The sequence below is a fragment of the Siccibacter turicensis LMG 23730 genome, from assembly GCF_000463155.2.
Classification (GTDB): domain Bacteria; phylum Pseudomonadota; class Gammaproteobacteria; order Enterobacterales; family Enterobacteriaceae; genus Siccibacter; species Siccibacter turicensis.
In genome coordinates this window covers 1-14,682 of the sequence record NZ_AWFZ01000001.1, presented here as the reverse complement: position 1 = coordinate 14,682, position 14,682 = coordinate 1, and the positions used below count along the sequence as shown (strand labels likewise).

The window sequence follows — 14,682 nt, the reverse complement described above, 5'->3', positions numbered from 1 at the left end:
AAAAGAGCCCGCCATCGCCGGGCTTTTTTTTATCTCGCATTCTAGGGTATTGGCAACTCACCGATCCGGGGGGTGTTTTTCACCGCGTTTTATGGCACAACGTCATCATTACGCCGTAGCATCCTCCCATCAAGCAGGTTTCCCATGCCCTCTGTTCCCGTTCCGGTTGTCACGCTCGCCATTTTGCTGTTGCTGCTGGCGAAGGTTTACCTTTCCCGCGTTAATCGCCATTCCGGTGCGCTCTGGTTTCTCGCCAGTTGTGCAGTGGTGGTCCTGATGTCGGTGCTGCGCTGGTCTTTCTCTGTTCCGGTCATGCAGCAGATGCAATACCTGGCCGCTATTGGCCTGGCACCTCTTACCTGGCGCTGCTTCGCCAGTTTGACGGACACCCCACGTCGCTGGCGACACCTCATCACCCTGGCGCCGCCGGCAGCAGCGTTAAGCCTTCACCTGCTGTTTCCCGACGTTACCGACACGGTATTAATACTGCTCTACTTCGGTTATGGCGGCGCCCTGTTGCATACCGCCCAACGCGGTGAAGATCGTTTTGTCTTAAGCCGCCTCAGCGACGCGCCTGTCACATCCAGACTGGCATTTATCGCGGGCGGCTTCCTGTGTTTCTCCGGGCTGACTGACATGGCTATCGCCGTTGATTTCAGCCTGTATCGCGGCGAGCATGCTGCGTTGCTGGTGGTGATATCCCAGGCCCTGTTGTTGCCATTTCTTTGCCTCGGGATTTTACTGCCGCAGCGACACGCCGCACCACATGCTATTCCTGAAGCCGCCCCGTCCATGGCGACGCTACCTGAGATTACCGCTGAAGACGTGCAGCGCTGTACGCAACTTGAAGCGCTTATTGCCGACAGGGCGCTTTATCTCAATCCGGATCTCACTCTGACTGCGCTGGCGCGTAAAACCGCTACGCCCGCGCGCCAGATCTCCCGGGCGGTCAACGCTGCCCGCGGTTGTAACGTCTCCCAGTGGATCAACGGCTTTCGCATCGCGCACGCGCAGCGGTTACTGCGTCAGACATCCTCTCCGGTCACGGCGGTGATGCTCGATTCCGGGTTCAATACTAAATCGAATTTCAACCGCGAATTTATGCGCATCACCGGGATGAGCCCTGGGGAGTATCGCCGTGCGGCGCCTGATACTGAAGCGCCCGATTCAGGAACCCGCTAATCTCTGCCACCAGCTTTTGATGGATCGTCGTCCGGCTGATATCCCCTCCGTCGCGGCATACCACGCCCTCACCCGGCGCTTCGGCTTCTATCAACGCTGCTGCGCCAGGTTTGCACAGCTGCATAAAGCTGAAGTGCGTGGCGCCGGTGACGCTGACAGAGCGGGTCAACCCGGCGGGAAGGTTGCTAGTCAGATAGCCTGATTCCAGCGCGGCGGGCATATCGTCGCTGTCTGCGCCTGCGCTCAGGATCAATACCGGGACGTTAATCCGCGCCAGGCTCTCAGGGGTAAAGCCGCGGGCCAGCCCGAGATCCAGCGATACCACCGCCTTGATACGTGCATCATGCTGGCTTGCTGCGAGCCTCTCTGCCGCCGCCGGGCGATCGATACCCAGCGCATGCGTGAGTTTGCACCCGCCCAGAGCTCGGTGCTGCCCGCAATCCGTAATAAAACGCGCAGTGGAAAACTGCCCTCCCGCCAGCTCCAGCACCGTCCAACCGCCCAAAGAGTGCCCCGCCGCCGCAATACGGGTCTCATCGATCCTGCCTGCCAATGACGGCGAAGCAAAAAGGGCATCAAGCATCCGCACCATGTCCTGCGGGCGCGACCATAACGCCTGTGCCTGCGCGGGCTGTTTGTTACGCGTTGTGGTTCCGGGATGATCGACCGCCGCCACGATGTAGCCCTGCTCGACCATCGCCTGCGCCAGCCAGTTAAGGTTGCGCCAGTTGCCGCCGTAACCGTGCGACAGCAGCAGTAGCGGATGGCGACCCGGAGCTGGCACAGCATCACGATGTACCGGGGTTCCGACAAAAGCGCTATTACCGCCAACCTCTTCCGACGGGCCCGTTTGTTCTGTGGGATACCAGACGACCCCCTCCAGCGGACGCGTCTGCGGTTCGCTGAGGGTTAATGTGAGAAAGCCGGTATCGGCGGTAACGGCGGCGCTGAAGAGTGCTGTGCTGAGAATAAGCATGGTGAAACGAAACATGATGATGCCCTCTGATGAAAGTGGGGTTCTTTTATCAGCAGGCGCGAGCCAGCGGCGTCCTGAAACGCGATCGAGGTCGTTTTTGATGAATTCAGGGCGAAAAAAAACCCGCCGAAGCGGGTTTTTATCAGGGTGCAGCACGGTTAGTCGTTGTCGTTTCCGCCCAGACCTGCGTTCAGCAGTTCTGCCAGGCTCGCGGAAGCTTCTTCCGCACTCACCTGCGGTGCAGCCGGGAGTTCACCCGCAGCACGACGACGCATACGATCCTGGTGGTAGGCATAGCCAGTACCTGCCGGGATCAGACGACCCACGATAACGTTCTCTTTCAGGCCGCGCAGTTCGTCACGTTTACCCGCAACGGCTGCTTCGGTAAGCACACGAGTGGTCTCCTGGAACGATGCCGCGGAGATGAAGGACTCGGTTGCCAGAGAGGCTTTGGTGATACCCAGCAGATCGCGCGCATAAGAAACGCTGATCTTGCCGTTCGCTTCCAGTTCGCGGTTCGCGATCTTGATGCGAGAGTATTCAGCCTGCTCACCTTCGAGGAACTCGGAGCTGCCGGCGTTCATGATGGTTGCTTTACGCAGCATCTGACGCACGATAACTTCGATGTGCTTATCGTTAATCTTAACGCCCTGCAGACGGTATACGTCCTGCACTTCGTTAGTGATGTAACGGGTTACCGCATGCACGCCACGCAGACGCAGAATGTCGTGCGGCGCTTCCGGACCGTCAGAAACCACGTCACCACGTTCTACGCGTTCACCTTCGAACACGTTGAGCTGACGCCATTTCGGAATCATCTCTTCGTACGGGTCGCTACCGTCAACCGGTGTAATCACCAGACGACGCTTGCCTTTGGTTTCTTTACCGAAGGAGATGATACCGCTGATTTCAGCAAGGATCGCAGGCTCTTTTGGACGACGTGCTTCGAACAGATCCGCAACGCGCGGCAGACCACCGGTAATATCCTTGGTACCGCCGGATTCCTGAGGAATACGCGCCAGGGTGTCACCGGAGCTGATCTGAACGCCATCTTCCAGCTGAACAATCGCTTTGCCCGGCAGGAAGTACTGAGCCGGCATGTCGGTGCCCGGGATCAGAACGTCGTCGCCATTGGCATCAACAATTTTCAGTGCCGGACGCAGATCTTTACCGCCTGCGGTACGCTCCGCAGAGTCCAGAACCACCAGCGATGACAGACCGGTCAGCTCGTCGGTCTGACGAGTAATGGTCTGGCCGTCAATCATGTCGGTGAAGCGGATGTAACCGTTCACTTCGGTGATAACCGGCATGGTGTGCGGATCCCAGTTTGCAACGGTTTCACCGCCGGCAACCTGCTCGCCATCACCCTTCGCCATCACGGCACCGTAAGGCACCTTGTAGCTCTCTTTCGTACGGCCGAATTCGTCGATCAGCTTCAGCTCGGTGTTACGTGAAGTAACAACCAGTTTGCCGCTGGAGTTAACCACCGACTTCGCGTTGCTCAGACGGATGCTACCTTTGTTTTTCACCTGGATGCTGGATTCAGCAGCTGCACGCGATGCCGCACCACCGATGTGGAAGGTACGCATCGTCAGCTGGGTACCCGGCTCACCGATGGACTGTGCCGCGATAACGCCGATTGCTTCACCTTTGTTGATGATGTGGCCACGCGCCAGGTCACGACCATAGCAGTGCGCACATACACCAAAGTCGGTGTCACAGGATACGACGGAACGTACTTTCACGCTGTCGACAGAGTTCTCTTCCAGGATGTCACACCACTGCTCGTGCAGCAGGGTATTACGCGGAACCAGAATGTCTGCCGTACCCGGCTTCAGCACGTCTTCCGCAGTCACACGACCCAGAACGCGATCGCGCAGCGGCTCTTTAACGTCACCACCCTCGATAACCGGGGTCATGGTGATGCCTTCCAGCGTGCCACAATCGTCTTCGGTCACAACCAGATCCTGCGCAACGTCTACCAGACGACGCGTCAGATAACCGGAGTTCGCGGTTTTCAGTGCGGTATCCGCCAGACCTTTACGCGCACCGTGCGTGGAGATGAAGTACTGGAGTACGTTCAGACCTTCACGGAAGTTCGCGGTGATCGGCGTTTCGATGATGGAGCCATCCGGCTTCGCCATCAGACCACGCATACCTGCCAGCTGACGAATCTGTGCAGCAGAACCACGCGCACCGGAGTCGGCCATCATGTAAATGCTGTTGAAGGAAACCTGCTGCTCTTCAACGCCATCACGGTTGATAACGGTCTCGGTCTGCAGGTTGTCCATCATCGCTTTGGATACACGGTCGTTCGCCGCAGCCCAGATATCGATAACTTTGTTGTAGCGTTCGCCCGCGGTTACCAGACCAGACTGGAACTGCTCCTGGATCTCAGCAACTTCGGCTTCCGCTTCGGAGATGATCTCGTGTTTCTTCTCCGGGATAACCATGTCGTCGATACCTACGGACGCACCAGAGCGCGCTGCATAGGCAAAACCGGTGTACATGGTCTGGTCAGCAAAGATAACGGTCGGCTTCAGGCCCAGAATGCGGTAACAGGTGTTCAGCATTTTGGAGATCGCTTTCTTGCCCAGCGCCTGGTTGACGATGGAGAAAGGCAGACCTTTCGGCACGATCATCCACAGAATCGCACGACCTACGGTAGTGTCGATCAGGCTGGTTTTCGCAACGAATTCGCCCTGCGCATCTTTTTCATATTCGGTGATACGCACTTTAACGCGCGCATGCAGAGAGGCCAGGCCAGCGCGGTAAATACGCTCAGCTTCTTTCGGGCCAGTCAGCACCATGCCTTCGCCTTTGGCGTTAACACAGTCACGGGTCATGTAGTACAGACCCAGTACAACGTCCTGAGACGGAACGATGATAGGTTCGCCGTTCGCCGGAGACAGGATGTTGTTGGTAGACATCATCAGCGCACGCGCTTCGAGCTGGGCTTCCAGCGTCAGCGGTACGTGAACAGCCATCTGGTCACCATCGAAGTCGGCGTTGTATGCCGCACAAACCAGCGGGTGCAGCTGGATAGCTTTACCTTCGATCAGTACTGGCTCAAATGCCTGAATACCCAGACGGTGCAGCGTCGGTGCACGGTTCAGCAGTACCGGGTGTTCGCGGATAACTTCGTCCAGGATATCCCACACGACAGCTTCTTCACGCTCAACCATTTTCTTGGCTGCTTTAATGGTGGTAGCGAGACCACGCAGTTCCAGCTTGCCGTAGATGAACGGTTTGAACAGCTCCAGCGCCATTTTCTTCGGCAGACCGCACTGATGCAGACGCAGGTATGGACCTACGGTGATTACAGAACGACCGGAGTAGTCAACACGCTTACCGAGCAGGTTCTGACGGAAACGACCCTGCTTACCTTTGATCATATCGGCAAGGGATTTCAGCGGACGCTTGTTCGAACCGGTGATCGCACGACCGCGACGACCGTTATCCAGCAGGGCATCTACCGCTTCCTGCAGCATACGTTTTTCGTTGCGTACGATGATGTCCGGCGCAGCGAGATCCAGCAGGCGTTTCAGACGGTTGTTACGGTTGATAACGCGACGATACAGATCGTTCAGATCCGACGTTGCGAAACGACCGCCATCCAGCGGTACCAGCGGACGCAGATCTGGCGGCAGAACCGGCAGAACGGTCAGGATCATCCACTCCGGCTTGTTGCCAGACTGCACGAACGCTTCCAGCAGCTTGATACGCTTGGTCAGCTTCTTACGCTTGGTTTCGGAGTTAGTTTCGTTCAGCTCTTCACGCAGCTGCTCGCACTCTTGCTCCAGGTCCATGCTCTTCAGCAGCGCCTGAATAGCTTCCGCACCCATCTTCGCGTCGAATTCGTCACCGAACTCTTCCAGCGCGTCAAGGTACTGCTCTTCGGTCAGGATCTGGCTACGCTCGAGGTTGGTCATGCCACCTTCGATAACCACATAAGATTCGAAGTACAGTACGCGTTCGATATCGCGCAGCGGCATATCGAGCAGCAGACCGATACGGGACGGCAGTGATTTCAGGAACCAGATGTGGGCAGTCGGAGATGCCAGTTCGATGTGGCCCATGCGCTCACGACGCACTTTGGTCTGGGTCACTTCAACGCCGCACTTCTCACAGATAACACCACGGTGTTTCAGGCGCTTGTACTTACCGCACAGGCACTCGTAGTCTTTTACCGGCCCAAAAATACGGGCGCAGAACAGACCGTCACGCTCAGGTTTGAACGTACGGTAGTTGATGGTTTCCGGCTTCTTAACTTCACCAAAAGACCATGAACGGATCATGTCTGGCGAGGCCAGAGCAATTTTGATCGCATCAAACTCTTCGGTTTTAGTTTGCGCTTTCAGAAACTTTAATAAGTCTTTCACGGATTTGCTCCCGTCGGAGTTAGCACAATCTGGTGCCGGGTGTTACCCCGGCGCCAGTGACCTGTTTGAGCGAGAGTTACTCGTCTTCCAGCTCGATGTTGATACCCAGCGAACGAATCTCTTTCAACAATACGTTGAAGGACTCTGGCATACCTGGTTCCATCTGATGGTTGCCGTCCACGATGTTTTTATACATCTTGGTACGACCGTTGACGTCATCAGACTTAACGGTAAGCATTTCCTGAAGGGTGTATGCTGCGCCGTATGCTTCAAGCGCCCACACTTCCATCTCACCGAAGCGCTGACCACCGAACTGCGCCTTACCACCCAGCGGCTGCTGAGTAACGAGGCTGTAAGAACCGGTAGAACGCGCGTGCATCTTGTCATCAACCAGGTGGTTCAGTTTGAGCATGTACATGTAACCTACGGTTACCGGACGCTCGAACTGCTCACCGGTGCGGCCGTCGAACAGGGTGATCTGACCGGAAGTCGGCAGGTCGCCCAGCTGCAGCAGCTCTTTGATTTCAGACTCTTTCGCACCGTCGAACACCGGAGTGGCGATCGGCATACCTTTTTTCAGGTTTTCAGCAAGACGCAGGACTTCTTCATCGCTGAAGGTGTTCAGGTCTACTTTCTGACGTACATCGGCACCAAGGTCATACGCTTTCTGGATGAATTCACGCAGCTTCGCGACTTCTTCCTGGCGCTTCAGCATGGCGTTAATCTTGTCGCCAATACCTTTTGCCGCCATACCCAGGTGGGTTTCCAGAATCTGACCGATGTTCATACGCGATGGTACGCCCAGCGGGTTCAGTACGATGTCTACCGGCGTACCGTTTTCATCGTAAGGCATGTCTTCGATCGGGTTGATCTTAGAGATAACACCTTTGTTACCGTGACGACCTGCCATTTTGTCACCAGGCTGAATCTGACGTTTAACGGCCAGATACACTTTGACGATTTTCAGCACGCCTGGTGCCAGATCGTCGCCCTGAGTGATTTTGCGGCGTTTCGCTTCGAGTTTTTTCTCAAACTCGTGCTTCAGTTCGTCGTACTGCTCAGCCAGCTGTTCCAGCTGATTCTGTTTGTCTTCGTCGGTCAGGCCGAGTTCCAGCCAGCGGTCGCGCGGCAGTTTGTCGAGCTTCTCAGCTTCAACGCCACCGGAAACCAGTACGGCGTGAATACGACTAAACAGGCCAGCTTCCAGGATCTGCAGTTCTTCAGACAGGTCTTTTTTCGCCTGCTTCAGCTGCATCTCTTCAATTTCCAGCGCGCGCTTATCTTTTTCTACGCCATCGCGGGTGAAGACCTGAACGTCGATCACGGTACCGGAGACACCGTTCGGTACACGCAGAGAAGAGTCTTTAACGTCAGACGCTTTCTCACCGAAGATGGCACGCAGCAGCTTCTCTTCTGGGGTCAGCTGGGTTTCGCCTTTCGGCGTCACTTTACCTACCAGAATATCGCCACCGGTCACTTCTGCACCGATGTAAACAATACCGGACTCATCCAGCTTGGAGAGCGCAGCTTCACCCACGTTCGGGATGTCAGCGGTGATCTCTTCTGGCCCCAGCTTGGTGTCACGGGACACGCACGCCAGTTCCTGGATGTGAATGGTAGTGAAGCGGTCTTCCTGAACCACACGCTCGGAAACGAGGATGGAGTCTTCGAAGTTGTAACCGTTCCACGGCATGAACGCTACGCGCATGTTCTGACCGAGCGCCAGTTCACCGAGGTCGGTGGACGGACCGTCTGCCAGCACGTCGCCGCGCTCAACCGGTTCATTCAGAGACACGCACGGCATCTGGTTGATGCAGGTGTTCTGGTTAGAACGGGTGTACTTCGTCAGGTTGTAAATGTCGATACCTGCTTCGCCCGGGTACATCTCGTCTTCGTTAACTTTGATAACGATACGGGATGCATCCACGTACTGAACGGTACCGCCACGTTTTGCTACGGCGGTTACGCCGGAGTCAACGGCAACAGCACGTTCCATACCGGTACCAACCAGCGGCTTATCAGCGCGCAGGGTCGGAACCGCCTGACGTTGCATGTTCGCACCCATCAATGCGCGGTTGGCGTCATCGTGTTCCAGGAACGGAATCAGTGATGCACCGACAGACACGATCTGCTGGGTCGAAACGTCCATGTAGTCAACCTGGTCTGCGCTGAAGAGGCTGGATTCGCCTTTGCTGCGGCAGGTAACCAGATCGTCTGCAAAGCGACCTTCTTCCGTCAGGTTGGTGTTCGCCTGAGCGATAACGAAGTTACCTTCCTCAATAGCGGACAGGTAATGGATCTCGTCAGTAACCACGCCGTCACGCACTAAACGGTACGGAGTCTCAAGGAAGCCGTATTCGTTGGTCTGCGCGTAAACAGACAGGGAGTTGATAAGACCGATGTTCGGACCTTCCGGGGTTTCGATTGGACATACGCGACCGTAGTGGGTCGGGTGTACGTCTCGAACTTCGAAGCCTGCACGCTCACGGGTCAGACCGCCCGGGCCGAGTGCGGAGATACGACGTTTATGCGTAATCTCTGACAGCGGGTTGTTCTGGTCCATAAACTGAGACAGCTGGCTGGAACCGAAGAACTCTTTCACCGCAGCGGAGATCGGCTTGGCGTTGATCATGTCCTGAGGCATCAGGGTGTCGAGGTCGCCCAGAGACAGACGCTCTTTCACCGCACGCTCAACACGTACCAGGCCAACACGGAACTGGTTTTCTGCCATTTCACCGACGGAACGGATACGACGGTTGCCGAGGTGGTCGATATCATCCACTTCGCCAATACCGTTACGGATACCGATGAGCTTCTTCATCACTTCGATGATGTCTTCTTTGCTCAGGATACCGGAACCTTCGATGGAATCACGCAGCAGAGAACGGTTGAACTTCATACGGCCTACCGCGGACAGATCGTAGCGGTCTTCGGAGAAGAACAGGTTCTCAAACAGCGTTTCGGCCGCTTCACGCGTCGGCGGCTCGCCAGGACGCATCATGCGGTAGATTTCGACCAGCGCGCTCAGACGATCGTTGGTTGGGTCGACGCGTACGGTTTCAGAAATGTACGGGCCGTGATCCAGATCGTTGGTGAACAGCGTTTCGATACGCTTGTGACCAGACTGGCTCAGCTTGGCCAGCAGATCGAGGGACAGCTCCATGTTCGCCGGGCAGATAAGCTCGCCGGTAGAGGTGTCAACGTAGTCTTTAGCCGCAACTTTGCCAGCGATGTATTCAACCGGCACTTCGATATGTTTGATTTCGTCTTTTTCAAGCTGACGAATGTGGCGCGCGGTGATGCGGCGGCCTTTCTCAACATATACTTTACCGTCAGCTTCGATATCAAAGGATGCGGTTTCGCCACGCAGGCGTTCCGGCACCAGTTCCATCTGCAGCTTGTTGTCGCGGATTTCGAAATTAACTTTTTCGAAGAACAGATCGAGGATCTGCTCAGTGGTGTAGTTCAGCGCACGCAGAATGATGGTCGCAGGCAGTTTGCGGCGACGGTCGATACGCACGAACAGGTTGTCTTTCGGGTCGAACTCGAAATCCAGCCAGGAACCACGGTAAGGGATGATACGTGCGTTATAGAGCACTTTCCCTGAAGAGTGGGTTTTACCCTTGTCGCTGTCGAAGAAGACGCCCGGGCTACGGTGCAGCTGAGACACGATTACGCGCTCGGTACCGTTGATAACGAATGTGCCGTTATCGGTCATGAGCGGAATTTCGCCCATGTAAACTTCTTGCTCTTTGATGTCTTTAACGGTGCCTTCCGGCGCTTCGCGCTCGTAGATCACCAGGCGCAGTTTTACGCGCAGCGGTGCCGAATAGGTCACGCCACGGATCTGACACTCAGTTACATCAAAGACCGGCTCGCCAAGGCGGTAGCTGACATACTGCAGCTCGGAGTTACCGCTATAGCTTTGGATCGGGAAAACGGAACGGAAAGCCGCTTCCAGACCGTACTGACCTTCGGGATCTTGCTCGATAAATTTCTGAAACGAGTCAAGCTGGATAGAAAGGAGATATGGAATGTCCAGAACTTGTGGACGTTTACCAAAATCCTTACGAATACGTTTTTTCTCGGTATAGGAGTAAACCATAGGGTTCCTCAGCTCGCTGACAAGTCGACCCAGTCTGTCCATCGGAGGGACAGTTTATGCAACACCATTTTGTTGACCGGAAAATGGAACATTTTCCGCAATACCTGTTGCTATCACGCTTAAACCATTTCGTCGCGATTTACACAGAACGGGCGCTCTGTCGCAATATATTAAGTCGTCGATAGAAACAAGCATTGAGAGGAGACCAGTAGTCAAACAGTGTGAAACGCTACCGGCGCCCTACAGCGCAAAAAGGCTGGTGACTAAAAAGTCACCAGCCATCAGCCTGATTACTCAAGCTGCAACCGGAAGGGTTGGCTTATTTAACTTCAACTTCAGCGCCAGCTTCTTCCAGAGATTTTTTCAGTGCTTCAGCGTCGTCTTTGCTCACGCCTTCTTTCAGAGCAGCCGGAGCAGACTCTACCAGGTCTTTAGCTTCTTTCAGACCCAGGCCAGTTGCGCCACGTACCGCTTTGATAACGGCAACTTTGTTAGCGCCAGCAGCTTTCAGAATAACGTCGAACTCAGTTTTTTCTTCAGCAGCTTCAACCGGGCCAGCAGCTACAGCTACAGCAGCAGCAGCAGAAACACCGAATTTTTCTTCCATTGCAGAGATCAGTTCTACAACGTCCATTACGGACATAGCGGATACTGCTTCAATGATTTGATCTTTAGTGATAGACATTTAAATTGTTCCTGAATATCAGAATAAGTTTATACGTAAGCGAATGCTTTATAAAGATAACTGCGATTAAGCAGCTTCTTTCGCATCGCGTACAGCAGCCAGAGTACGAACCAGTTTGCCAGCAGAGGCTTCTTTCATGGTTGCCATCAGGCGTGCAATTGCTTCTTCGTAGGTCGGCAGAGTTGCCAGGCGATCGATTTGTGATGCCGGGATTAACTCACCTTCAAAGGCAGCGGCTTTAACCTCAAATTTTGCATTCGCTTTCGCGAAATCTTTGAACAGACGAGCAGCAGCGCCCGGGTGTTCCATAGAGTATGCAATCAAGGTCGGACCAACAAACGTGTCTTTCAGGCACTCGAACTGAGTACCTTCAACGACGCGGCGCAGCAGGGTGTTACGAACAACACGCATGTAAACGCCAGCTTCACGACCTGCTTTACGCAGTTCAGTCATTTTATCTACGGTAACGCCACGGGAATCCGCAACAACCGCAGACAGCGCGCCTTTGGCTACTTCGCTGACTTCAGCAACAATCGCTTGTTTGTCTTGAAGATTTAAAGCCATTAGCTTTGCTCCTGGATGTTTGCCGGGACAAAATGTCCCGGAACTCACTTCACTCAATACAACGATTGAGCGTCACAATACGGTGAGCAGAAACAAGCCAAAGAGTACTTAAAAATATTCTTCAGGTTCTGTCACCGTCTACGCAGGGAATTAAGTCTCTTACGAAACACCTGCGGTCTTGGACGGAGGCCTGGATAAGGCCAGGCTCCAACCGGATAAAACTTTTCGTGGGCGAAGATTGTAGACAAATCCACCGCCCGCGTAAAGACTAATCTTAGCTCGCAGAAGCGTTCAGACCAGCCTGATCGACGGCAACACCAGCACCCATGGTGGTGGAGATGCTAACTTTCTTGATGTACACGCCTTTCGCCTGAGTCGGTTTTGCTTTTTTCAGCGCAACCAGCAGAGATTCCAGGTTTTCTTTCAGTTTGTCAGCGTCGAAGTCCACTTTACCGATGGTAGTGTGGATGATGCCGTTTTTGTCGTTACGGTAGCGAACCTGACCGGCTTTAGCGTTTTTAACCGCTTCAGCAACGTTCGGAGTCACGGTACCCACTTTCGGGTTCGGCATCAGGCCACGCGGACCCAGTACCTGGCCCAGCTGGCCAACAACGCGCATTGCATCCGGGGAAGCAATAACAACGTCGAAGTTCATTTCGCCTTTCTTGATCTGGTCAGCCAGATCTTCCATACCTACCAGCTCAGCGCCAGCAGCTTTAGCTGCTTCAGCGTTCGGGCCCTGGGCAAATACGGCTACGCGAACTGAACGGCCAGTACCGTGCGGCAGTACGGTAGCACCACGTACGTTCTGGTCAGATTTACGCGCGTCGATACCGAGGTTAACGGCAACGTCTACGCTTTCTACGAATTTAGCGGTGGCCAGCTCTTTCAGCAGAGAGATAGCTTCGTTGATGTCGTACTGTTTAGTTGCATCAACTTTGTCACGGATCACACGCATGCGCTTGGTCAGTTTAGCCATTTCTTAGTCCTCCACTACCAGGCCCATGGAACGAGCGGTACCTTCGATGGAGCGAGTCATCGCTTCAACGTCTGCACCAGTCATGTCCGCTGCTTTAGTCTGTGCAATTTCCTGCACCTGAGCACGGGTCACGGTTCCCACTTTATCTTTGTTCGGCTTGCCGGAACCAGATTTGATACCAGCCGCTTTTTTCAGCAGCACAGCTGCCGGCGGGGTTTTGGTAACGAAAGTGAAGGAACGGTCAGCGTAAACGGTAATAACAACCGGAATCGGCAGACCTTTTTCGATGGAATCAGTTTTGGCGTTGAACGCTTTACAGAATTCCATGATGTTAACACCCTGCTGACCCAGAGCCGGACCAACCGGTGGGCTCGGGTTTGCCATACCAGCTGCAACCTGCAGCTTAACGTAGGCTTGTACTTTCTTAGCCATTGCAATGTCCTCGTTTGGGTATAACGCCTCGAAGAGGCTCCCCGTGATAAATACGCTTTACGGGCGCAAAGCCCATAAAAACAAAAGGCGCGAAATTGTAGTCCAATCTCGCGCCTTGTGCAACGTTAACGTCGCTGCTTTTTTGATCGGCGAATTACGCCTTCTCAACCTGCCCGAAGTCCAGCTCTACCGGGGTCGCACGACCAAAGATAGAAACGGAAACTTTGAGACGGGATTTTTCGTAATCCACTTCTTCAACCACGCCGTTGAAGTCAGCAAACGGACCGTCGCTGACGCGGACCATTTCACCCGGTTCGAACAGCGTTTTCGGACGCGGCTTGTCACCAACCTGCTGCAGGCGGTTCATGATCGCGTCAACTTCTTTATCGCTGATCGGCGCTGGTCGATCGGAGGTACCACCAATGAACCCCATTACGCGCGGTACGCTACGCACCAGGTGCCAGCTGGCGTCATTCATAACCATCTGCACCAGTACGTAGCCAGGGAAGAACTTGCGTTCGCTTTTGCGACGCTGGCCGCCACGGATCTCAACGACTTCTTCAGTCGGAACCATGACTTCACCAAACAGCTCTTCCATGTTGTGTAATTTGATATGCTCGCGCAGCGATGTTGCTACACGGCCTTCAAAACCGGAAAACGCCTGAACGACGTACCAGCGCTTTTTAGGAGCTTCAGACATCTCAGAACCTCAGGCCAGTGATAAAGGATACCAGGCGGACCAGAATACCATCCAGCCCCCACAGGATAAGTGACATAACAGCGGTCACTGCAGCCACGATCAGCGTGGTGTGCAATGTTTCCTGGCGAGTAGGCCAAATCACCTTGCGGACTTCGGTTCTCGCTTCGCGGGCAAAAGCGACAGTCGCTTTACCTTTGGTCGTCAACAGCGCGACACCACCCGCTGCAGCAATTAAGATTACCACTGCAAGGGCGCGCAGAGGCAGAGACACATCGCGATAAAGGAAATTGCCAACAATCGCCACAACCAGCAGCGCCACGACAACTAACCACTTCACCGCTTCCAGGCCGCGCCCGCTCCCTTGAGCTTCGGTATTCGCACTCATAAACCAACCTGTCACAATAAATCAGACAAACATCTTTGCCCCGCTTAAGCGAGGCAAACCAAACCGAATTGCTCCGGCACTCACGCCGTCTTCAGAGCCTGTCTCAGCAATGATTATGAGAAAAAAATCACTGATGAGCCAGGTTCTGGTTCGATAGCGTGCAAAAAGGGCATCAAATGATGCCCTTTTATTGCGCATTGCGTCAAATGTTATCAGCGATTAGCTGATAACTTTAGCAACAACGCCCGCGCCAACGGTACGGCCGCCTTCACGGATTGCGAAACGCAGACCG

At 54.5% G+C, this 14,682-nt stretch carries 11 protein-coding genes; 1 reads left to right on the top strand and 10 read right to left on the bottom strand.

Going from position 1 to position 14,682, the window contains the following annotated elements; translation table 11 throughout:
- The first annotated feature begins 72 nt into the window (after positions 1-72).
- Complete coding sequence (locus DW58_RS19735) at positions 73-1,182, top strand: helix-turn-helix domain-containing protein (protein WP_322785755.1); 1,110 nt, start codon at positions 73-75, stop codon at positions 1,180-1,182.
- On the opposite strand, the gene DW58_RS00045 is transcribed toward DW58_RS19735, so the two are convergent.
- From DW58_RS00045 to DW58_RS19720, 10 genes are all read right to left on the bottom strand, one after another.
- Positions 1,109-2,173: an alpha/beta hydrolase family protein gene (locus DW58_RS00045; RefSeq protein ID WP_024548059.1), complete on the bottom strand. Its 1,065-nt coding sequence runs from the start codon at positions 2,171-2,173 to the stop codon at positions 1,109-1,111. The genes DW58_RS19735 and DW58_RS00045 overlap by 74 nt on opposite strands.
- A 143-nt stretch (positions 2,174-2,316) precedes the next feature.
- Positions 2,317-6,540, bottom strand: coding sequence for a DNA-directed RNA polymerase subunit beta' (rpoC, locus tag DW58_RS00040; protein ID WP_024548058.1), 4,224 nt, complete (start codon positions 6,538-6,540; stop codon positions 2,317-2,319).
- Between the two features lie 76 nt (positions 6,541-6,616).
- The gene (rpoB, locus tag DW58_RS00035; protein ID WP_024548057.1) at positions 6,617-10,645 is read right to left on the bottom strand and encodes a DNA-directed RNA polymerase subunit beta; all 4,029 of its coding nucleotides are present in this window, start codon (positions 10,643-10,645) and stop codon (positions 6,617-6,619) included.
- 319 nt (positions 10,646-10,964) lie between these two features.
- Positions 10,965-11,330, bottom strand: coding sequence for a 50S ribosomal protein L7/L12 (gene rplL / locus DW58_RS00030; protein ID WP_012133812.1), 366 nt, complete (start codon positions 11,328-11,330; stop codon positions 10,965-10,967).
- Positions 11,331-11,396: 66 nt separating this feature from the next.
- Positions 11,397-11,894 (bottom strand): 50S ribosomal protein L10, encoded by a 498-nt coding sequence (gene rplJ / locus DW58_RS00025; RefSeq protein WP_024548056.1) that lies wholly within the window; start codon positions 11,892-11,894, stop codon positions 11,397-11,399.
- Between the two features lie 274 nt (positions 11,895-12,168).
- Complete coding sequence (rplA, locus tag DW58_RS00020; protein ID WP_024548055.1) at positions 12,169-12,873, bottom strand: 50S ribosomal protein L1; 705 nt, start codon at positions 12,871-12,873, stop codon at positions 12,169-12,171.
- Positions 12,874-12,876: 3 nt separating this feature from the next.
- Positions 12,877-13,305, bottom strand: a complete 429-nt coding sequence (gene rplK, locus DW58_RS00015; protein WP_024548054.1) for a 50S ribosomal protein L11 — start codon at positions 13,303-13,305, stop codon at positions 12,877-12,879.
- 154 nt (positions 13,306-13,459) lie between these two features.
- A complete protein-coding gene (gene nusG / locus DW58_RS00010) occupies positions 13,460-14,005 on the bottom strand; it encodes a transcription termination/antitermination protein NusG (RefSeq protein ID WP_024548053.1) in 546 nt (181 codons plus the stop codon).
- A gap of 1 nt (position 14,006) precedes the next feature.
- Positions 14,007-14,390, bottom strand: coding sequence for a preprotein translocase subunit SecE (gene secE / locus DW58_RS00005; RefSeq protein WP_024548052.1), 384 nt, complete (start codon positions 14,388-14,390; stop codon positions 14,007-14,009).
- Positions 14,391-14,609: 219 nt separating this feature from the next.
- A partial coding sequence (locus tag DW58_RS19720; RefSeq protein ID WP_173644473.1) for an EF-Tu C-terminal domain-related protein occupies positions 14,610-14,682 on the bottom strand: 73 nt, incomplete at its 5' end.

Bases quoted from the DNA above. Each gene is read 5' to 3' on its own strand.
- DW58_RS00045 (WP_024548059.1), bottom strand. From the start codon at position 2,173: ATGTTTCGTTTCACCATGCTTATTCTCAGCACAGCACTCTTCAGCGCC.
- rpoB (WP_024548057.1), bottom strand. From the start codon at position 10,645: ATGGTTTACTCCTATACCGAGAAAAAACGTATTCGTAAGGATTTTGGT.
- rplL (WP_012133812.1), bottom strand. From the start codon at position 11,330: ATGTCTATCACTAAAGATCAAATCATTGAAGCAGTATCCGCTATGTCC.
- rplJ (WP_024548056.1), bottom strand. From the start codon at position 11,894: ATGGCTTTAAATCTTCAAGACAAACAAGCGATTGTTGCTGAAGTCAGC.
- rplA (WP_024548055.1), bottom strand. From the start codon at position 12,873: ATGGCTAAACTGACCAAGCGCATGCGTGTGATCCGTGACAAAGTTGAT.
- rplK (WP_024548054.1), bottom strand. From the start codon at position 13,305: ATGGCTAAGAAAGTACAAGCCTACGTTAAGCTGCAGGTTGCAGCTGGT.
- nusG (WP_024548053.1), bottom strand. From the start codon at position 14,005: ATGTCTGAAGCTCCTAAAAAGCGCTGGTACGTCGTTCAGGCGTTTTCC.
- secE (WP_024548052.1), bottom strand. From the start codon at position 14,390: ATGAGTGCGAATACCGAAGCTCAAGGGAGCGGGCGCGGCCTGGAAGCG.